At 62.1% G+C, this 19,660-nt stretch carries 16 protein-coding genes; 1 reads left to right on the forward strand and 15 read right to left on the reverse strand.

The window, feature by feature from the left end; all coding sequences use genetic code 11:
- Positions 1-3: 3 nt before the first annotated feature.
- The 8 genes from AC6CIG_RS21990 to AC6CIG_RS22025 all read right to left on the reverse strand — a co-directional run bounded on the left by AC6CIG_RS21990 (position 4) and on the right by AC6CIG_RS22025 (position 9,003).
- Positions 4-1,032, reverse strand: coding sequence for an ABC transporter ATP-binding protein (locus AC6CIG_RS21990; RefSeq protein WP_437411534.1), 1,029 nt, complete (start codon positions 1,030-1,032; stop codon positions 4-6).
- Positions 1,025-1,804, reverse strand: coding sequence for an ABC transporter permease (locus tag AC6CIG_RS21995; protein WP_102762366.1), 780 nt, complete (start codon positions 1,802-1,804; stop codon positions 1,025-1,027). Before AC6CIG_RS21995 ends, AC6CIG_RS21990 begins: the two co-directional genes overlap by 8 nt.
- Complete coding sequence (locus AC6CIG_RS22000; protein WP_127709797.1) at positions 1,801-2,628, reverse strand: ABC transporter permease; 828 nt, start codon at positions 2,626-2,628, stop codon at positions 1,801-1,803. The genes AC6CIG_RS21995 and AC6CIG_RS22000 overlap by 4 nt, the downstream gene beginning before the upstream one ends.
- 88 nt (positions 2,629-2,716) lie before the next feature.
- A complete protein-coding gene (locus AC6CIG_RS22005; protein WP_127709795.1) occupies positions 2,717-3,739 on the reverse strand; it encodes an ABC transporter substrate-binding protein in 1,023 nt (340 codons plus the stop codon).
- Positions 3,736-4,788, reverse strand: a complete 1,053-nt coding sequence (locus tag AC6CIG_RS22010; RefSeq protein ID WP_127709793.1) for a LacI family DNA-binding transcriptional regulator — start codon at positions 4,786-4,788, stop codon at positions 3,736-3,738. Before AC6CIG_RS22010 ends, AC6CIG_RS22005 begins: the two co-directional genes overlap by 4 nt.
- Positions 4,789-4,901: 113 nt before the next feature.
- The gene (locus AC6CIG_RS22015) at positions 4,902-5,651 is read right to left on the reverse strand and encodes an FkbM family methyltransferase (protein ID WP_127709791.1); all 750 of its coding nucleotides are present in this window, start codon (positions 5,649-5,651) and stop codon (positions 4,902-4,904) included.
- 80 nt (positions 5,652-5,731) lie between these two features.
- Positions 5,732-6,196, reverse strand: coding sequence for a cyclic nucleotide-binding domain-containing protein (locus AC6CIG_RS22020; protein WP_018097075.1), 465 nt, complete (start codon positions 6,194-6,196; stop codon positions 5,732-5,734).
- A 95-nt stretch (positions 6,197-6,291) separates the two neighbouring features.
- A complete protein-coding gene (locus AC6CIG_RS22025) occupies positions 6,292-9,003 on the reverse strand; it encodes an ABC transporter ATP-binding protein (protein WP_018097076.1) in 2,712 nt (903 codons plus the stop codon).
- Positions 9,004-9,275: 272 nt separating this feature from the next.
- Between AC6CIG_RS22025 and AC6CIG_RS22030 the strand changes: the two genes are divergently transcribed.
- A complete protein-coding gene (locus AC6CIG_RS22030) occupies positions 9,276-9,950 on the forward strand; it encodes a class I SAM-dependent methyltransferase (protein WP_164866893.1) in 675 nt (224 codons plus the stop codon).
- A 26-nt stretch (positions 9,951-9,976) separates the two neighbouring features.
- On the opposite strand, the gene AC6CIG_RS22035 is transcribed toward AC6CIG_RS22030, so the two are convergent.
- From AC6CIG_RS22035 to AC6CIG_RS22065, 7 genes are all read right to left on the reverse strand, one after another.
- Complete coding sequence (locus AC6CIG_RS22035) at positions 9,977-11,149, reverse strand: glycosyltransferase family protein (RefSeq protein ID WP_498323804.1); 1,173 nt, start codon at positions 11,147-11,149, stop codon at positions 9,977-9,979.
- Positions 11,131-12,378 carry a glycosyltransferase family 4 protein gene (locus tag AC6CIG_RS22040; protein ID WP_102762360.1) on the reverse strand — a complete coding sequence of 416 codons (1,248 nt, stop codon included), beginning with the start codon at positions 12,376-12,378 and terminating at the stop codon, positions 11,131-11,133. The genes AC6CIG_RS22035 and AC6CIG_RS22040 overlap by 19 nt, the downstream gene beginning before the upstream one ends.
- Before the next feature lie 6 nt (positions 12,379-12,384).
- Positions 12,385-13,599, reverse strand: a complete 1,215-nt coding sequence (locus AC6CIG_RS22045) for a glycosyltransferase family protein (protein ID WP_018097079.1) — start codon at positions 13,597-13,599, stop codon at positions 12,385-12,387.
- A 79-nt stretch (positions 13,600-13,678) separates the two neighbouring features.
- On the reverse strand, positions 13,679-14,854 hold the full coding sequence (locus AC6CIG_RS22050; RefSeq protein ID WP_018097080.1) for an ABC transporter permease: 1,176 nt from the start codon (positions 14,852-14,854) through the stop codon (positions 13,679-13,681).
- Positions 14,851-15,849, reverse strand: a complete 999-nt coding sequence (locus AC6CIG_RS22055) for an ABC transporter permease (protein ID WP_018097081.1) — start codon at positions 15,847-15,849, stop codon at positions 14,851-14,853. Before AC6CIG_RS22055 ends, AC6CIG_RS22050 begins: the two co-directional genes overlap by 4 nt.
- A 1-nt stretch (position 15,850) precedes the next feature.
- Complete coding sequence (locus AC6CIG_RS22060) at positions 15,851-17,752, reverse strand: ABC transporter substrate-binding protein (RefSeq protein ID WP_498323807.1); 1,902 nt, start codon at positions 17,750-17,752, stop codon at positions 15,851-15,853.
- Positions 17,749-19,635, reverse strand: a complete 1,887-nt coding sequence (locus tag AC6CIG_RS22065) for an ABC transporter ATP-binding protein (RefSeq protein ID WP_437408759.1) — start codon at positions 19,633-19,635, stop codon at positions 17,749-17,751. Before AC6CIG_RS22065 ends, AC6CIG_RS22060 begins: the two co-directional genes overlap by 4 nt.
- Between the last annotated feature and the right edge of the window lie 25 nt (positions 19,636-19,660).

Below are 19,660 nucleotides of genomic sequence, written 5' to 3' on the forward strand. Positions count from 1 at the left end.
GGATCAATTGAACCTTTCCAGCCTCGCGGCCTTTTCGACCGGCAGATCGAAGGCGAGCGTGGTGCCTGCGGCATGCGCGGGCACGGCCGCATCCACTTCGGCCTTCAGTGCACCGAGCGGCGTATCGAGCAGGTATTCGCGCGTGCTGCCCGAGAAAGAGGCCCCGCGCACTGTGCCTGTGAAAGGGCCCGACCCCAGAGTCACCATGCGCGGGCGCCAGGCAAGCCCCGCCGCATCGTGCGGCAAAGGCCCGGGAAGCTCGATCGGGCCGTTTCCGGCGCGCAATCTGCCGTTCTCGATGGCAAAGATATTCTCGAAGCCGACGAAATCGGCCACGAAGGCGGAGGCCGGCTGGTTATAGATCTCTTCCGGCGTGCCGATCTGCTCGATCGCACCGTTGAGCATCACCACGATTCGGTCGGCCAGTGACAGCGCCTCGCCCTGATCATGGGTGACGAAGATCATCGTGACGCCGGTTTCCCTCTGGACCCGCTGCAGTTCCGTGCGCATCTCGAGCCTCAGCCGCGCGTCGAGGTTGGAAAGCGGCTCGTCGAGAAGAAGCACCTTCGGCTCCATCACCATAGAGCGGGCAAGTGCTACGCGCTGCTGCTGACCGCCGGAAAGCTCGGCCGGCTTCCGGCCGGCAAAGCTCGTCAGCCCGACGGATTTCAGCCCGGTCCCGACACGGGATTCGAGCTCCGCGCCGGAGAGGCCCTTCAGCCGCAGACCGAAGGCGACATTCTCGAAGACGGTGAGATGCGGGAATAACGCATAGGACTGAAAGACAAGACCGACGGAACGCCTGTTCGCGGCGACGCGGGTGATGTCGACGCCGTCGAGGCTGATGCGGCCCGATTGCGGCTTCAGCAGGCCGGCGATGGAGCGCATCGTCGTGGTCTTGCCGCAGCCCGAAGGTCCGAGAAAGGCGACAAGCTCGCCTTTTCGGATCGACAGATCGAGATCCTTCACCGCGACGGTGTCGCCATAGGCGAGCGTCAGTTTTTCGAGGCTGAGGAAGGCGGAGTCAGACATAGCGGGAAAATCCTAGGAAACGCTCGGCGAGGAAGACGATGCCGATGGACATGAAGGCGAGAAGCGCCGAAAGCGCCGCGACCGACGGATCATAGGTGATCTCCATGTAGGAGAGCATGTCGATCGGCAGGGTGCGCACGCCGGGGCCGGAAAGGAACAGCGAAACCGGCACCTGATTGAAGCTGGTGACGAAGCCGAGGATGAAGGCGGCGAGAATGCCACTGCGGATATTCGGCATGACCACACGGAAAAAGGCGCCGGCGCGCGACGAGCCGAGCAGCACGGCGGCCTCCTCGATATCGGAGCGCAGATTGTTGAGGCTCGCCGAGACGACGCGCACCGCATAGGGCAAGACGAGCGCCGTGTGTGCCAGGAAGAGCGCGAGCGTGATGTTGAAGCCGAAGGGAACGACGAGATAGCGCAGCAGCGCGAGGCCGACGATGATGCCGGGCACGATGATCGGCAGGGAGACGACGGTGCGCACCGTTTCGCCGAAAGGCAGCCGGTAACGCGAAAGCGCGTAGGATGCCGGGATGCCGAGGGTGAGCGCGGCAGCCGTCCCGCCGATGGCAAGCAGCATCGACATGGTGAAGCTCTCGCGGAAGCTCTCGACCTCGAAGACCTTTGCGACCCATTTCAGCGACAGGCCTTGCGGCGGAAAGGCAAGCGTTTCGCCCCCCGACAGGGATGCCGCGACGATGATGAAGAAGGGGCCGATCAGAAACGCGGTGACGAGTACGAGCACCGTTACCGGGAAAAGACGGGAATTCATCGCTTGCTCCTCGCGGTGGCGAGCCGCTTCAAGAGAAGGTTGGCTGCGAAGCTCATGACGATCAGGATGAAGGCGATGACGCTTGCGGAGACGAAATCATTGGCGACGGTCACACGCTGATAGAGGAGCGTCTCCAGCATCAGGACCTTGGAGCCCCCGAGGATCGCCGGCGTGATATAGGCTGTCAGGGAGCCGGTGAAGACGAGCGTTCCGCCGATCACCAGACCTTCCTTGGTGAGCGGCAAAATGACCTTCCAGAAGACCTGAAACCAATTGGCGCCGAGCACCCGCGCGGCGGGGATCGCGTCCTTCGGCATGTTTTCGAGCGCGCTGATCAGAGCCAGGATCATCAGCGGCAGGAAGAGCTGCAGGAGTCCGACGAAGACCGCCGTCTCCGTGAACAGGAAGCGCACCGGTTCGTCCGTCAGGCCGACGCTCGTCAGTGCCTGATTGACGATCCCGGTCCTTCCCAGAATGACGATCCAGGCATAGGTGCGCGCAACCGGCGATGTCATCAGCGGCAGGACGACGAGGCCGATCATCCGGCCCTTGCCTTTCGGCGGCAGGTTGACGATGGCAAAGGCAGCGGCATAGCCGATGACGGCCGCGACCACGGTTACCGTCGCGCCGAGCCGAAGCGTGCGCAGGAACACCGTCCGGTTGAGCGGATCGGAAAGGAAGCCGGTATAGGCGGATACCGACCAGCCCTCCGCATTTCGGAAGCCTTCGGCGAGCAGGATGACAACCGGCGCCAGAAAGACGACGGCGGCGAACACGGCCGCCGGCAGGGCAAGCGCCAGTGCCTCGGCCCGGTTGTGGAACATCTCTACGCCTTTCCGCGGCAGTGCCGCCGTTGGATACGTGGCGCGACGCCGGCAGAACCTGGCGTCGCGCGAAACAGGAGCCCGGCTCTTACTGGCCGACCTTGGCGTTCCATTCGGAAAGCCAGGCTTCCCGGTTGTCGAGCGCCACGGCCGACGGGATCAGTTTCAGGTTCTTGACCGTCTCTTCGCCGTAGGTGAGATTCTCGGCGATCTCGGGCGAGACTTTCACCTCCTTGTTGGCCGGACTGTCGACCAGCTTTTCGGCGAGCGCCGTCTGGATTTCCGTCGACAGCCAGAAATCCATGAACTGAAGCGCCAGATCCTGGTTCTTCGAGCCCTTGGTCAGAACCATGACGTTCATGCCGCCGGTCTGGCCCTCCTTCGGAGTCGCCCACTTGATCGGCAGATCCATCTTGGTGAAGCCCTCCCAGGAGAAACGGCCGATCGGCGCTGCCCAGATTTCCTCCTGCTGCATCAACTGCACGAGTTGCGAAGATTTGACGTAGAAAGTGACGATATCGTCCTTCTTCTCGCCGACGGCGGCGATCGCAGCCTTGAGGTCAGGCGCATTCTGCCCCAGCGCCTCACCGATCATGTAGAGCGTGGGCGGGCCCTGATTGGTTGTGACGTTCGGGAGAGCCACATGGCCGGCGAGCTTGTCGCCGAGCAGATCGGCCCAGGACGTGACTTCCACCTTATCGGACCGATAGACGATCGAGGTGGCGTAGAAAGTGTAGCCGACGCTCATGCCGTCGCCGTTCGGATCCTTGGCGATGTCGTAGAGCTTGTCGAAATTGCCGAGCTTCGAGGTATCGATCTTTTCGATCAGGCCGGCCCTCGTAGCGGAAAGCGCGTCCGCCATGGAAACGACTGCCATGTCGATGACCGGATTTGCCTTGTTGGCCTCCATCTTGGCGAGGCGCTCGACGCTGTTGCCCGTTTCGACGACGAGCTTGCAACCGCACTTGGCTTCGAAGGGATCATAGACCAGTTCCTTGAACGCGTCCTGGGCGAAGCCGTAGACGGAGATGGTCAGGGTCTTCTCCTGAGCGGATACGGCATGGGCGCCGATCAAGAGAAGTGCGCTCGAGGCGAGCAGGATATTCTTCATGGCTGCGGTTCTCCTTCGCTGACAATAGGTGGCTGCACGTTGGGGGGTGGCGTCGCCGTGGACTGGCGGACGACGAGTTGCATTGGCACTTTCGAAATGGTGGCGGCAACGGGCGTGCCGTCGGATTCGGCTTTGCTGGTGCCAATCGCCTGCACCAGCGCCTCGACCGCGAGCGTCGCGATGCGCGCCATATCCATCCGAATCGTGGTCAGCGCCGGCGTCACTACCGGCGACCAGATCAGGTCGTCGAAGCCGGTGACGCTCGCCTGTTCCGGAACATGGATGCCGGCCCGTTGCAGTTCCGTCAGCGCGCGCAGCGCATGCAGGTCCGAGACGGCCGCAAAGGCCGTCACGCCTTCCGCCACCTTCCCGGCGAGCCCGAGCGAACAGCCCTTGCCGTGTAGCTGCTCCAGCCGTTCGATCCACAGCGTCTCGGCGCGCATGCCTTCACCCAAAGCCGAGCGAAGGCCGCCGATGCGGTCGTTCTGTACGTTCGAGGCTGGATTGTTTCCGATGATCAGCAGGCGCCGGTGGCCGAGCTCCACGAGATGTTCGGCGATCTGGCGTCCACCGTCCCAGTGATCCGCAGCCACCGTGTTGCCCGGCGTCGACGGCGTGTCCACCACTGCGACCGGGCAACCGACATCGGCAATGCGCGTCCCGCGGCGCGGCACGATGACCATGCCCTCGACGCCCCGCTCGATGAGCCGCTCGATCGCCCTCGTCTGGACCGCGACGTCGCCGCGGGAATCGGCGATCAGCACGCCGTAGCCGGCAGAAGACGCTGCGAACTCGATGGCCTGGGCGATCTGGGGAAAAAGCGGATTGCTGATATCGGGCAGCACCAGCCCGATAACGCCGCTCCTGCCTGTCCTGAGCGCCCGCCCCGCCTGGCTCGGCACGTAACCGAGCTCCGTCGCGGTGGCGCGGATCTTTTCGGCGAGTTCCGCCGAAACACGCCCCTTGCCCGAAAGCGCGTTGGAAACCGTCGCCGCGGAGACGCCGAGAGTCGTGGCTATCCTCGTCAGTTTAGGTCCGGGACGTGCCAAGGTCCAGTCTTCCGCCGCAAGCTGATTAAACGATTAATCAGCGATATATCAGCCGATTGGCCCTGTCGAATCATTTTTCTCAGGAAGCTGTGGAACGAGCGCCGCTCGGGCACCTACCGCGCGACGAAGAGCAGGTCGAAGCCCTTGATCTCACCTCTGGAGATCGATTTGCGTATCGCGCGCCAGAGCGCCGCCGGGTTTTCCAGGCGAAAGCCGCGCAGACTTCTTATCAGACGGAGGGTCGCCACCGTAGTCTTGGCCAGACGCAGAATGGCAGGCCCGGAGAGCGACGCTGCCAGGATCTGCGGATGCACCGCGAGAAGCACGCTCGCGGTCCTCTTCCTGTCGATCGCCCGTAACTGGTCGAGCACCTTATACTCGTAACCCTCGATATCAATCTTGAAGCAAAGCCGTTCGGTCCTCGCCATCGCCTGAAGCTCGGGAATGGTGATCGTTTTTGCCTCGATGGACATGCCGGTGTCGTCGGCGATCAGCGCAGACGTTTCGGAGCTTCCGAAACCGCCACCCACTGAATTGAGAACGAGGCATTCGTCCTGCGAGAGAGCCGCGTTGACGAGTTCGACCTCGCCGGCGTTTCCGTCTTTCATCTCGGTGAGAATGCCGAAACAAACCGGGTCGGGTTCGACAACGATGACATTGTCGGCGCTTTGCGCCGCCCAATAGGGCGTCACGCCGATCCACCCGCCGATATCGATATAGGTCGTTTTCTCGTCGACGAAGCGCGCGATATTGCGAAAGGTGCCTGGCTCCCATTGGCCCGCCTGGAGGCGGCTGAAGAAGCGTGCCTTTTCCGGCTTGTCGGGAAAGTAAACGGTTCGCTTGTGATAGGTGATCGCGCGCATCGCGCTTCTCTAGCGCATGAATTCACAAAGCGGAACCGTTTTCCGGGAAGTCGCGGGGGACAGGTACGGGTGGCCGAAACTCAGGCCTCTGCCCTATGGGCGCGGCTGCGCGCCTCCGTCAACTCGGAAGTCGTCTGGCTGAGACGGTCGGCCAGCACCCGCATGATCTCGACTGCCATCTCCGGGAAATCAGCCAACAGTTTGAGGAAATCATCCTTCCGGATCCGCAACGCTTCGAGTGAGGTGGTCGTCTTGACAGTTGCCGTACGCGGCGTGTTGCAGAGGATGGCGATTTCGCCAACGATCGAATTCTGCTCCACTTCGGCGACTTTCAGCTGTCCGCTCGGCGTCGAAACGAGCACATCCGCATTGCCCGAAAGGATCACATAGGCAGCGTCGCCGATATCCCCCTGATGAAACAGATCTTCTCCCGCACTGTACATCACCCGGTCGGAGGTGAAAGCCAGAAGCTTGAGCTTGGCAGGCGGAAGTCCGGAAAACAGCGTTATCCGGCGCAGCATTTCCACTTCATCTTTTAGGAGCATAACAGTCCGCTTCTCCGAATGCGTCGCGCTTGGTGCAAACAGGTTCTAACCCGGCCGGCGGGAACATATGCTTGCCTCCTGACAACAATATTACATCAAGATGCCAGTTCCTTGTAGTCGCTGTCTCTTGAGTGCTTTTCCACCGGTTCGTCATGCGCCAAACGTCCGTTTTCGAAATGGGCGACGCGATCGAAGAGTTCCGCCAGATCCTGATTGGCAAGGACCCACAATATAGCGGGCTTTCGCTCGCCATCCCTCAGGAAAGCGAAGGCCTTCCGGGTGATCTGATCCTGCGTGCGCTGGTCGAGCGACAGAAGCGGCTGGTTGAAGACATAGAAATCCGAAACCCGGATCAGGGCACGCGCGAGATTGAGCTTCTGGCGCTGACCGGACGTCAACCGCTTGCCGCCGGCGCCGACGTCGAAATCCAGCCCGAACACGAGCACCTTGTTGTAAAGCCCAAGCGACTCGAACAGGTCGCGCACGATTGCGCGTATCCGCTCGGACCCGTCCGTGTGCTTGTGCCCGATGCGGCCGAACAGCACGTTGTCAAGGATCGTCGCCGAGGCCATGTAGCGGTCCGGCTGGTAATGCTCGATGATGCCGACGAGATCGGCCGGGAGGCCGTCGCTGAACTCACGGCGCGCCTCGACGATCTTCTGCATGAGATCGTCCGTCAGGAGACCGAAGCGATGCCGCGGCTCGATATAGCCGAAACACAGGCGGATGATTCTGATGGCATCATCCTCGGACACCTCCTCGAGCGGCTTTCCCCTTACCTTCTGGAGAAGCGCCTCGTAGGCGGGGATTTCCTCGGCCGTCATGAAGGTGAGCTGCTGGAAGAACGGGTGGTCCGGCGGCAAGTCGCGGAACAGTTCCACGACGTTCTCGGCGATTTCCAGCCCCATCTCGTAGAAGGTCTCGTGCAGGCCCGCCCGCTTCAAAACGGTCTTGAAGAAGGGATGGTCTTCGAGCGCCTTCTCCCATCGGTTGCCGTCGGTGACCGTGCCGAAGAGCAGGTTTTCCCCGACGGTCGCCTCGACATTGTAGGAGCCCGGCTCGAAGAAGACGACGAGGTCGCTGAGCTTCTCGGCCTCGAGCCTTTGCCGAAGCGCGCTGCGCATCGCCACGATCTCGCCGGCGAAAGCCTCGTGCTCGGTCGGATCGATCGTTGAACGGACAGCAAGCGCCAGGACATCATTGCTCAAGAGAACGACGTCCAGCACGGCTCTGATCTTCGCGAAGAGGTCGTCCGGCCCGGTCGCGCCCGCGGCCGGGTAATCGATCCAGTCACTGTTCAGGTCGTAATGCGGATTGCCGGCGAGCTTCGCCTCCACAAGCTCCCACCTGCGTTGAGCTTCCCTGTCGCCCTCATAGGCGACCTCCGTCAACGGAGCATGCTTGAGCCCGTAGAGCAGATTGTCGCCGAGGCTGCCCTGGAAGGCAAAGACGTCGGAGGAGGCGTAGGATATTCGCCTGCCCACCACCGACTCGGGCAACTCGTGAATATCGGCGTCGCCTATGACGATCCGCCCGGTTGCGGGCCAGGTCAGCCGGCCGAAAGCCTCGGCCAGCGCCTCGCCGCCTCCGGACGTACCGCCGGTGACCGCGACCGTTTCGCCAGGCTGGATCTGCAGCGATACATGCTCCACGATCTTCGAGCCGCCGTCGTCGGCGACCGAAAGGTTGACGGCCGCCAGCGCTCCGGTGAGCGGCGTTGCCGGGTCGAGGGAAATCGCCTGCACCTTGGGGTCGATCAGCGGTTCGACGCTGAACTGTTCGACGACCTGGGCATATTTGACCTGCACATCCTGGCGCGCCTGGTCCCAATCGATCAATTCCTTCAAAGGACCCGGCAGGTCCTTGTAGGCGCCGATGACGGCGACAAGCTGGCCGATATCGAGCCGGCCCTGAAGCGCAAAATATCCGCCGATCGAATAGAACAGGAACGGCGTCACCTGGGCCAGGAAATTGTTCAGGAATTTGACCAGAAACTTCCACTGATAGAGATCGTAGCGGATCTTGAATATCCGGCCGAGCCGCGCGGCAATGTCGGCCCGTTCGAAATTGGAGGTATCGTGGGCGCGGATCGTGCCGATGCCGTCGACGATCTCGCTGACGCGCCCCGACAGCTCACGCGCCGTCAACTGACGCTCGCGGCCGAGCACCAGCAGGCGCCTGCGCATGCGCGGGATAATGATGGCCTGAACGGCGACTATGGAGGCTGCGATGATGCCCAGCCAGAAGCTCTGGAGGAGGATGAAGATCAGCGCCGTCAGAGCCTGACCGCCGAGAAGGGCGGGCTGTACGAAGGCGTCTCCGGTGAAGCCGCCCATCGGCTCCACCTCGTCCTTGATCATGGTCGAGATTTCGGCCGGCTTCACGCGCTTGAGATAGCCGGGGGGGAAGCGCAGGACCCGGTCGACGAGCTCGAAGCGGATTCGGCGCAGAAGCCGTTCGCCGAGCCGGCCCTTGTAGGTGTTGATATAGAATTTGAAGAGCCCGTTGATGATCACGAGCAGCAGGAATACCAGGCTCAAGGCCAGCAGCATGCCTTCCCTGCCGAGATCAAAACCCGAGAAGAGGTTGACCTCACCGAAGAACGGCAGGTTGAACGAAATCGGCAGGAACGGTTGAGTCGCCTCGGGGCCGTCGAAACCGGCACCCTGGATCGGTCCGTTGACGATCTGCTTCGGCAGATCGAACGACAGGAAATAGGGAACCATCGACAGCGCCACGACCAGCAATATCCAGAGCTGCTGCTTGCGGGTGTGAGTCCAGATGTAGCGGGAAAGACGTGGTTCCATGTGCCGGTAAAGAGACCTATCTGAAATTCGGGATCGCTCGGCTGTTCTGCCGGCGGACTACGGCGCCGCAATTGGTGCCGATCCGCCTGATCGTCAATGGGCCTGCGCTACCTCCACGAAATCGTGACTACCCGGCATGAGAGCAAAGCGATGCGCTATGTCAAGCCTCGATAGATATGCAGTACCGCTCATCTGCGCAGGCGTCTTGCCTCCACTCCTGCGGCCCACTCCGGCGCCTTGCGCTCAACTGGCCGTGAGCTTACAACAGCCGCATGACGCATGCCAGCCACTCTTCCCGCCTTCCCGAAGATTGGCGCGAAAGCGCCCATGACCTTGCCCGGGGGTTGGCTGCGTATTCCGGCAGCCGGCTCGTCGGTGGCATAGCCAGGGTCATTGCGAAGCATCCGCACGCAAACATTGCCAACGCCTTCAACCACAAGCAGGTCGACTGCAAGATGTGGGCACGCGACAAGCTCTTCGAGAGCATCGGCGCCGATTGTCGCCGGATCATCGTGCTCGGCGGCTGGTACGGCGTTCTGTCGGCCATGCTGCTCGAAGATTCGCGCTTCGACATCGAATTCGCCGTGAGCTGCGACCTCGATCCCGCGGTCGAGCCGGTGGCGCGCACGCTCAATGCAACCTTCGGCGACAGGTTCAATGCGATGACGGCCGATATGCATACGCTCGACTATCGCGCCCTGAATGCGGATCTGCTGATCAACACGAGCTGCGAGCACCTCGCCGAACTGCGGAACTGGCTGGACCTCATCCCGCGCGGCACGCGCGTCCTCCTGCAATCGAACGATTATTTCAGCGAACCCACCCACATAAGCTGCGTCAGGTCGCTCGAAGAATTTCAAGCGCAGGCGCGTCTCGCGCGGATCGACTTCGCGGGAGCGCTGCCGACGAGAAGATACACGCGCTTCATGCTGATCGGCTCGGTCTAACTCCTGGAGAGGGATCCGACCTAAAATCAATGTGACCTAAAGGGCTGCCTCGACAAAAGCCGCTCACCGATGATCCTCGCCGTTCCGGCGGCTCCGTCGAGGTCGAGCGGCGGGATGGCCGGCCTCGGTCGTGCGAGCATCGCCCTCACCTTCGCGGCCAGAAGCTCGGGCGTGATCCCCTCCTCCGGCAGCACCCCGGCGAGATCGAGCTGTTCGAGCCGTGCCGCGCGCGTGCTCTGTTCGGTCTCGCCGCCCGCGGTAAAGGGGATGAGGAGGCACGCGCATCCGGCACGCAGAATGTCGCACACGGTGTTGTAGCCGGCCTGCGAAACGGATAGGCGGGCACCGCCGAGCAAGCCACCGAAATCCCGCCGGAAACGAAACAGGCTGACGCCCTCCGGAGCCGCGGCCGCGAATGTGTCGAAATCCGCCTGCGGCAGGTTGGGGCCTGTTATCAGACACCAGCGAAGCGCATTCGGCAGAAGCTTCGCGGCCTCGAGCGCCGCACCGATCAGCTCCCTGCCGACAGCGCCTCCGCCCGCCGAAACCACGATGTCGAATTTCTCGGCCGCTTCGGTCGGCGGCGGCGGGGCGACGAGGCCCGTATAGACGACCTTGTCGCGGATTTCGTCGGCAAGGGGAAATGTTTCCTCTATACGGGCGAATCCGGGATCGCCGTGAACGAGTACGAGGTCGAAATGGTTCTTGACGAGTTCGACGGTCTCCTCGGCCCTTCCAGGCTTGACCCTCTCCTGCAGAATGTCGCGCAGCGACGTCGCCACGAGCGGCGGCCGGTCGCTCGCCGCAATTTCAGCGAGCAGCGGCAGCAGTTCGAACCGCATCTGCCGACGCCCGAAGGGGAAGGCCTCGATGATGACGACGTCCGGTTCCGCGCGTCGGAACGCCTCTATGAGCAGGTCCCGTCGGTGCTCCTGAAAAGCGGCCGTGACCGGGTTTCCGTCGCCGTCGACAAGTCCGGAAAACCCTTTGTCGCCGGCAGTCACCGCCGGCAGTGCGACGGTCTGCACGCCTTCCCCCGGAAAGCCCGGCACCGGCGTGCCGCCGGTGACCATCGTGACCTCGAACTCCCGCTCGACCAGCGCTCCGGCAATGCGGCTCGCGCGCGCCAGATGCCCGATACCGAGTAGATGCTGCACATAGAAAAAGACGCGAGGTCCGCTCAAGGGCTTCTTCTCCATTCGCTTTCGAAGAGCCCGACCAGCTGACCGACGCTGGAGTGATGGTCGAACTCGTTGCGCACGCGCCGTTCGCCGGCGGCGCCAAGTCGCCGGCGAAGCTCCGGATCGCGGATCAGCCGCTCCAGTGCCGCGGCAAGAGGCTCCGGGCTTTCCGGCGGCACCACCAGCCCGTTTTTGCCATCTTCGAGAAGTTCGGGAATGCCGGAGACTGCGGTCGAGATACAGGCAAGCCGCTGGCTGGACGCTTCCACCAGCACATTCGGCAGCCCGTCGCGGTCGCCATTGGCCGTCACCCGACAGGCCAGTGCGAAGATGTCGGCCTCACGGTAACGGTCCAAAACATCCTTTTGATCGAGCGCCCCGTGCCAGCGGATGCGATCCTCGATGCCAAGCTTTGCAGCAAGCGCCTGGAGTCCGCCGGTGAGCTCTCCCGCACCGATATGCTCGAAGCGCCAGTGGGCATCCGCAGGCAACAACGCCAGCGCCTTCAGGAGGACGTCATATCCCTTCTTGGGAACGGCGCGCCCGACGCTGACGATGCGCACAGGATCGTCGGGATCCGAGCCGTCGCGCCGGGTATGCTCGCCTTCGAAGGGCGGGAAACGATCGAGATCGAGGCCGTGATAGCTCAGATGGACCCGGGTCTGGTCCTTCGACAGGTCCCGCAGATGCTCATAGCCGCTTCGGGTGCAGGTCACCGTCCAGCGGGCCCGGTCGAGCTTGCCCGAAAGCTCCCAGTCCTCGGAGGTCCAGATGTCCTTTGCATGGGCGGAGCAAGTCCAGGGTATGCCGGTGATGATGCTGGCATAGTCCGTTACCGAGGCCGGCGTGTGAATGAAATGGGCATGCAGCCACGCGGCGTCTTCCGGCCATTCGGTGACGAGCACCAGCGCCTGGCCGAGACGGCGGAAGCGGTTGCGTGAAACGTCTCGCGCGAGGTCCCGGAGGAACGGCCCGAGCACCCGCCGGAAGCCGGGCTTCCGGACGGTCTTCACCAGCGCGCGGAGAACGCGCCACGGCTCCTCATGCAGATATTCAGGCAGGTAATGGACGGCCGCGCGTATTTCGTCGTGGACGGGGTGGCGTTTCCTGTCGGTCGGACGGCGAAGGGCGACGAGGACGAGCTCATGCCCTGCTCTTTCGAGGCCCAGCAGTTCCTGCGCAATGAACGTTTCCGAAAGGCGTGGATAACCCTTCAGCACGACGGCGATCTTCGGTTTCGGTAACACGTGTCTTCAGTTCGATCTTTTCACGACGGCCAAATGCTCCTTCGATCTGTGATCGAGCCATTCGCCGACGATGTCGGATATGTGGACGAGGCCTTCCAGCCTCAGGCCATTGGCGCGGAGCGACGGCGGTGCGCGCTGCGGCAGTGCCTTCAGGGCCGCGGCAAGGCGCAACGGCTCCTCCGCTTCTTGCGGAAGCAGCATGTCGACGAGCCCAAGTGCGGAGGCACGCTGGGCGCGGATCAATTGTTCTTCGCGTGGCTGAAGACGCGGCACGATCAGAGCAGGCTTGTCGAAAGAGAGGATCTCGCAATAGGTGTTGTAGCCGCCCATTGACACCACACCCCTGGCGCCGGCTACCAGTTCCTCCATGCGATTGTCGAACTCGATTATCTTGATGAATGGGATCTTGCTTCCCTTCTTGATCAGCTTGTTGCGCTGCTTTGCGGGCATGTAGGGGCCGAGGACGACGAGCGCGTTATGCGTGAGTTCGGGATCCTCCTGATAGGCGTGGATCACGTCATGGATGAGGTCGGATCCGTCGCCGCCGCCGCCGGTGGTGACCAGTATGTAGTCGCCTTCCGGCTTATGGCCGTGCAGTGCGTCGTGGGACACGCTTCTTTGCAGAAAGCCGACGAAGTTCATGCGGTCGCGCACGGCAACGGGCACGTCGAGCCCGACCAGAGGATCGTAGAAATCCGGCGGCCCGTAGACCCAAATCGAGTCATAGAACTGCTCGATCTTGCGCATCGTGTCGCGTCGCTTCCATTCCTCTTCCAGGAGGTGCGGCGAGTCCATGACTTCCCTTAGGCCAAGCACCAGCCTGGTGCCGTGCGTCTTCAGGTAGGCGAGCGTATCCTCCACCTCGCCGCGCAGGCCCATCGGCTCCTTGTCGACGACGAAAATATCCGGCCGGAAGTTTTCCGCCGTCGAGCGGATGATCGACTGCCGCATTTTCAACGTTTCGTGCAGCTCGATGTGGCGGTCCAGCGAAGTATATTCGCCATTTCGGAGCTTTATGACGCTCGGAATCTTCACGAAGTCGACGCGGGCGCGATAATCGAAGGCGCCGGCGATTGTCGCGCCGGAGATGATCAGTATCTGCAGTCCGCTGTAATCTTCCACCAGGGCATGGGCGATGGCGCGACAACGTCTGAGATGGCCGAGCCCGAAGGTATCGTGGCTGTACATGAGGATGCGGGCATCCTCGAAGCGCCGTGTCATACGAAAAACCTTTCGCTCAAAAATAGAAACGTCGAAGTCTATTGCAGCGATCGCTTGCAGCCAACAGCGATACCGGGGGTTATTTGTAGGGATCGGCGGCGTCGCGCAACCCGTCTCCCAGGAAGTTGAACGCCAATATCACAAGAATGACCGGGATCGTGGGGAAAAGCAGCCACGGATAGAAGGCAATGACGCTGACGCTCTTTGCCTCGGTGAGCAGGATGCCCCAGCTGGTTATCGGAGGACGCAGGCCGAGACCGAGGAAGCTCAACGCCGTTTCTCCAAGGATCATGCCGGGTATGGAGATCGTTGCCGTGGCGATGAGATGGGACATGAAGCCCGGAACGAGGTGGCGCCCTATGATGCGTCCGCTTTTGGCGCCCATCAACTGCGCGGCAAGGACATAGTCTTCCTCCCTGAGCGCCAGCAGCTTCGAGCGCACGGCGCGCGCAAGGCCGGTCCAGTCGAGAAGGCCCAGGATGACGGTTATACCCAGATAGATGAGAAGCGGGCTCCATGTCGCCGGCATGATCGCCGCCAGGGAAAGCCAGAGCGGAATGCTCGGTATCGACTGCAGGACTTCGATCAGTCTCTGAACCACAAGGTCGAAGATCCCGCCATGATATCCGGCAAGCCCGCCGATGACGATGCCGAGAACGAAGCTGACGGTGATGCCGAGAAGTCCGATCGTCAGCGATATCCGCGCGCCGTAGATGATCCGCGACAGCACGTCGCGACCGAGACGGTCCGTGCCCAGGAGGAAAAGCTGCCCTCCCTCCGCCGGGCAAACCAGATGCAGATTGCTTTCGAACAAACCCCAGAAACGGTAGTCGTCCCCGCGGCAGAAGAACCGGATCCGCTCGACGGCCGTCGTATCGTCCGTGTAGTTGCGCTTCAGCGTATCCATGTCCAGCGTCATCGTCCGGCCGTAGACGAAGGGGCCGACGAATTCACCCTCATGGAAAAAGCGAACGCTCTGCGGCGGCGCATAGATGAAATCGACATTGCGTGTATGCAGGTCGTAGGGCGCGAGAAACTCGCAGATCAGGATCATCCCGTAGAGCATCGCGAGGAAGATGCCCGAGACGAGCGCGACCTTGTGGCGCTTGAACTTCCACCACATCAGACGCAGCTGCGATGCCTGGTTCACCCGCACCTGCTCCTCGGTCATCACCTCCACGGAATAGGGGTCGAAGGGCGCGGTCGAAACGTAGTGCGGAAGGGGCTCGCCGGGCGCCGGGATCGGTGACGTCACTTTGTGCTCCTGCCTTGCAGACGAATTCGAGGATCGAGGACGGCGAGCGCCAGATCGGAAACCAGCACTCCGATCACGGTGAGGAACGCGAGGAACATCAGGAACGACCCGGCGAGATACATGTCCTGGCTCTGCAGCGCCTTGATCAGCATCGGTCCGGTGGTTTCGAGGGACAGCACGATTGCCGTGATTTCCGCACCCGAAATGATCGCCGGCAGGATCGACCCGATGTCCGAAATGAAGAAATTGAGCGCCATGCGCAGCGGATATTTGAGCAGGGTTCGCGTGGGCGAAAGCCCCTTGGCGCGGGCGGTCACGACATATTGCTTCTGGAGTTCGTCGAGCAGATTGGCCCTGAGGCGCCGGATCATGCCGGCAGTGCCGGCCGCACCGACGATGATGACCGGGATCCAGATATGCTCCAGTATCGACTTCGCCTTCTCCCAACTCATCGGCTCGGAAAGATACTTCTGGTCCATCAAATGGCCGATCGAAGTTCCGAACCAGATATTGGCGAAATACATGAGGACCAGGGCCAGCATGAAATTCGGGATTGCGATGCCGATGAGTCCGATCAGCGACAGGCCGTAGTCGCCCCAGCTGTACTGGTGCGTGGCAGCATAGAGGCCGATCGGAAACGCGATGATCCAGGTGAAGATGATGGTGACGAAGGAGACCAGGACCGTGAGCCACAGGCGCTCGCCGACGACCTCGCTCACCGGCAATTCATATTCGAAGGAATAACCGAAATCGCCCTGGAGCATCCCCGCGACCCAGTGGACATAGCGCAGGATCGGCGGCTGGTCGAAGCCGTACTGCTTACGCAGCGCCTCGATCTGTTCCATGTTGACGCCCTCGCCCTGCGCCCTGATTTCGGCAATGTAGCTTTCGAAATAGTCGCCCGGGGGCAGTTCGATGATGGCGAAGACGAGCGCGGAGATGATGAGGAGCGTCGGGACCATGACTGCGATGCGCCAGAGAATGTACCGCAGCATCTCAGTCGTCCTGTTCCAGCCAGAAGGTGTCGGGCTTGTAGGCGCCGAGGTAGCTCGTCGGGTCGAAACCGTACAACCCTTCATCGGGGAAATTGCGCAGCTTCTTCGTGACGAGGATCGGCTGCAGCGAGCTGTTGACCAGCCCGATCGAGAAGACCTGGTCCGTGTAGATGGATAACATCTGTCTCCAGATGTCGGCCCGCTCGGCATCGTCCGCGGAATGCCTCCAGCGCTTGAGCAGGTCGAGGAGCTCGACGACCGGGGGAAGGTCGGGTGCCTCGCCCATTTCGCCATGGGACATATAGTTCAATCCCCAGACGGGCCACTGCAGCTGGTCGTCCGTGGTCGGTGCAAGCTGGCTGGGGCTCATGTCCGCGGTCGGCACGCCGTTGTCGAGACCGAACCACATCGACATGATGATCTCGCCGCCGACAGCGCGGCTGCGGAAGGTGTCGCGCTGCGAGGTGCGAATGAAGAGCGAAATGCCGACCTCACGCCAGTAATCGGTTATGAGCTGCAGTACATCGGTATCGAGCGTGCTTTCGCCGGCCGTCTCTACGACGATCTGCGCCTTTCGGCCGTCGGGAAGAATACGGATTCCGTCGCCGCCGCGCTTGGCCAGTCCGGCCGCGTCGAGCAGCGCGTTCGCCTGTTCCGGATCATGGGCGATCCAGGCATTCGCGAATTCGGGCCGGAAGAGAGGACTTTCAGGCAGCACAGTGTCAGCGCTTTCCTTCGTCAGCCCATAAAAGGCGGCCATGTTGATTTCGCGACGGTCGATTGCAAGCGACAGCGCACGACGGACGCGCACGTCCCTGAGCAGCGGCCGCCACACCGGGTCGGCAGAGTTGAGGTTCGGCAGCAGCGCCAGGCGTGACCCCGACGTCTTCTTCCAGAGCTTTACCTCGACCGGGTGCCGCTTCTCCGCATCTTTGAGATAGGTATAGTCAACGAAATCGACCCCATAGGCCTGCAGGTCGCTTTCGCCCGTGCCGGCCTTCGCCGGAATGAGCGAGGACGAACTGACGCTGAGCACGAACCGGTCGATATAAGGCAGTTGCAAGCCGTTTTCGTCCACCCGATGGTAATAGGGATTGCGTTCGAACACGAACTGTTCGGCCGGCAGGGGCGTGGTGTTGCGCCACGGGTCGAGGGTCGGCAAATCCGGATTTTCGGGCCGGTAAGAGCGCGCCATCCGCATGTGCAGCTGGCTCCACTTCTTGACCCGCTGTTCCTTCAGGAACGTCTTCAGCTTGTCCTCGTCCTGATATTTCGTGTGGAACTGCTTCAGATAGGCCGAGGGCATGACGACGACCAGCGGCTGTGGTGCGGCGAGTTCCTGCAGGAAAACCGGGTTCGGCATCGGCCAGGAATAGCGGACCGTTCGCTCGTCGACGATTTCGAACTTAGGCGCCTGCCCGTCCATGACCATCGCCGGCGGCAGGCCGGCCGGGGTCAGATTCTCGTTGAGGAGCACGTCTTCGAAGCAGTAGCGGAAGTCCTCGGCGGTCAACGGCGTGCCGTCCGACCACTTGTGGCCCTCGCGCAGATGAAAGGTGAAGATACGATCCTCGACCGTCTCGTAGCTTTCGAGAATGTCGGGCTGGAGATTGAGCTTCTCGTCGTAGCCGACCAGGCGGGTATAGCCGTAGATCGTCATCAGGCGAATGTCCTTCGCGCTGCCGATCAGGCTGCGGATCGTGCCGCCGTGGCGGCCGGCCTTTCGTCCCATCGCCGCGACATCGATCACCCTTGGCGTCTTCGGCAATCGTTCGCCGACCGGCGGAAGCTTGCCTTCCTGAACGAGGGCGGCGAGCGCATTGGTTCCGCCTGCGGCCGCGAGCATTGCTTTTGGAAAGGCAGCCGAAGCGAGAATGCCAAGCGCGGTTCTTCGGGTGATCATCGGCGTAACTCCCTGGCATCCACCGATTTGCGGGCGAGGACATAGTGCCCGCCACCGAGATCGGCGGGAATAAGAGCACCGTTCTCGCCGCCGTCGGAAAATTGCGCGCCCCAGCGCTCCTGGTCCGATCCGCCGCTCGCCTGAAGGGAATCGAAGTCGAGCTTACGGTCGAGGTCGGGATAGGGAACGGCGGCGAGGAGCGACTTCGTGTAGGGGTGGACCGGATTGCGCATCAGCACCTCGCGCGGCGCCAGCTCCACGATCCGGCCCGCGCACATGACCGCGATCCGGTCGGCCATGTAGTCGACGACCGCGAGGTTGTGCGAGATGAACAGCATCGTCAGGCCGAGCTCTTTCTGCAAGTCCTTGAGAAGGTTCAGGATCTGTGCCTGCACAGAAACATCGAGCGCAGAAACGGGTTCATCGCAGATCAGAAGCTGCGGCACGAGCGCGAGCGCCCGGGCGATCCCGATGCGCTGCCGTTGGCCGCCGGAGAAGCTGTGGGGATAGCGATTGATGAAGCGCTGGTCGAGCCCCACCGCCTGCAAAAGGGAGCGAACGTGTTCCTCACGCGATTTCGGCGTCCCTCGGCCGTGAATCTCCAGCGGCTCGCTGAGGATGTTCTTTACGGTCATGCGCGGCGAAAGCGACGAGACGGGATCCTGGAAGACCATCTGGATCTTCGCCCGCAAAGCCTTGAGTTCCCCGCCGTCGAGCTTCAGGACGTCGAGCGCGCCCTCCCCGTCGTCGAAGGTAATCGTGCCCCTGTCAGGCGTCACGGCCCGCATCAGGATCTTGCTCACGGTCGTCTTGCCGCAGCCGCTTTCGCCGACGAGCCCGAGGCATTCACCGCGGCGGATGTCGAAGCTGACATTGTCGACAGCGCGATGCCGATATGCGGTGCCGCTGCCGAACCAGCCGGAGCTGCGCGTGGAAAACGTCTTCGAAAGGTTGCGGACGGACACGAGGACATTGGGACCCGCGGCTTTCTTGACTTCGCGCTCGCCGACGATCGCGCCGGCCTTCACCGGCACCTCGCGCAACGCCTTCAGCCGCTCGCCCGGTTTCATGTCGAAGTGCGGCACGGCAGCCATCAAACCCTTGAGATAGGGATGCCGGGGATTACGGAAGATCGCATCCACAGGTCCTGCCTCGACGATCTCGCCGTGGTAGATAACGACCACCTCGTCGGCCATGTTGGCAACGACCCCGAGATCGTGGGTGATCAGAAGCATGGCCATGTTGAGTTTGCTTTGAAGCTCGCGCAAAAGCTGCAATATTTGCGCCTGAACCGTCACGTCGAGGGCCGTCGTCGGTTCGTCCGCGATGAGCAGCGCCGGTCGGCAGATCAGCGCCATCGCGATCATCGCGCGCTGTCGCATGCCGCCGGAAAGTTCGAAGGGATACATGTCGTAGGCCCGCTTCGGATCGGAAAAGCCGACATAGCCGAGCAGTTCCTCCGTCCTCTCGCGGCGCCCTGCCTTGTCGGTATCCGTATGGATCTTCAGCACTTCCGAGATCTGGTTGCCGATCGTGTGAAGCGGCGACAGCGAGGTCATCGGCTCCTGGAAGATCTTGCTGATGCGTGCGCCGCGGATCTCCTGGATATCGCGCCCGTCCCTATCCAGCGAAAGCAGGTCGACGCCCTTTGCTTCGGGATCGTTGAACAACACCCGGCCGCCGACGCTTGCCACGCTCGGCAGGATGCCCATGATCGCCTGGCTGATGGCCGACTTGCCGGACCCGGACTCGCCGACAAGCGCGGTCACCCTTCCGGGCAGAATTCTGAAATTCGCTCCCCGAACGGCTTCGACCTCGCCGCCCAGCACCGAGAATGTGATCCGCAGACCCTCAACTCGCAGCAGGTCCGCTCCTGACGTCATCGCAGCACGCTTCCCTCAATACCCC

The sequence above is a fragment of the Sinorhizobium sp. GQ132 genome, assembly GCF_059758575.1.

Excerpts from the sequence above, each read along its gene's own strand:
- AC6CIG_RS21990 (WP_437411534.1), bottom strand. The coding sequence starts at position 1,032 with ATGTCTGACTCCGCCTTCCTCAGCCTCGAAAAACTGACGCTCGCCTAT.
- AC6CIG_RS21995 (WP_102762366.1), bottom strand. The coding sequence starts at position 1,804 with ATGAATTCCCGTCTTTTCCCGGTAACGGTGCTCGTACTCGTCACCGCG.
- AC6CIG_RS22000 (WP_127709797.1), bottom strand. The coding sequence starts at position 2,628 with ATGTTCCACAACCGGGCCGAGGCACTGGCGCTTGCCCTGCCGGCGGCC.
- AC6CIG_RS22005 (WP_127709795.1), bottom strand. The coding sequence starts at position 3,739 with ATGAAGAATATCCTGCTCGCCTCGAGCGCACTTCTCTTGATCGGCGCC.
- AC6CIG_RS22015 (WP_127709791.1), bottom strand. The coding sequence starts at position 5,651 with ATGCGCGCGATCACCTATCACAAGCGAACCGTTTACTTTCCCGACAAG.
- AC6CIG_RS22020 (WP_018097075.1), bottom strand. The coding sequence starts at position 6,196 with ATGCTCCTAAAAGATGAAGTGGAAATGCTGCGCCGGATAACGCTGTTT.
- AC6CIG_RS22025 (WP_018097076.1), bottom strand. The coding sequence starts at position 9,003 with ATGGAACCACGTCTTTCCCGCTACATCTGGACTCACACCCGCAAGCAG.
- AC6CIG_RS22030 (WP_164866893.1), top strand. The coding sequence starts at position 9,276 with ATGACGCATGCCAGCCACTCTTCCCGCCTTCCCGAAGATTGGCGCGAA.
- AC6CIG_RS22035 (WP_498323804.1), bottom strand. The coding sequence starts at position 11,149 with ATGGAGAAGAAGCCCTTGAGCGGACCTCGCGTCTTTTTCTATGTGCAG.
- AC6CIG_RS22045 (WP_018097079.1), bottom strand. The coding sequence starts at position 13,599 with ATGACACGGCGCTTCGAGGATGCCCGCATCCTCATGTACAGCCACGAT.
- AC6CIG_RS22055 (WP_018097081.1), bottom strand. The coding sequence starts at position 15,849 with ATGCTGCGGTACATTCTCTGGCGCATCGCAGTCATGGTCCCGACGCTC.
- AC6CIG_RS22060 (WP_498323807.1), bottom strand. The coding sequence starts at position 17,752 with ATGATCACCCGAAGAACCGCGCTTGGCATTCTCGCTTCGGCTGCCTTT.
- AC6CIG_RS22065 (WP_437408759.1), bottom strand. The coding sequence starts at position 19,635 with ATGACGTCAGGAGCGGACCTGCTGCGAGTTGAGGGTCTGCGGATCACA.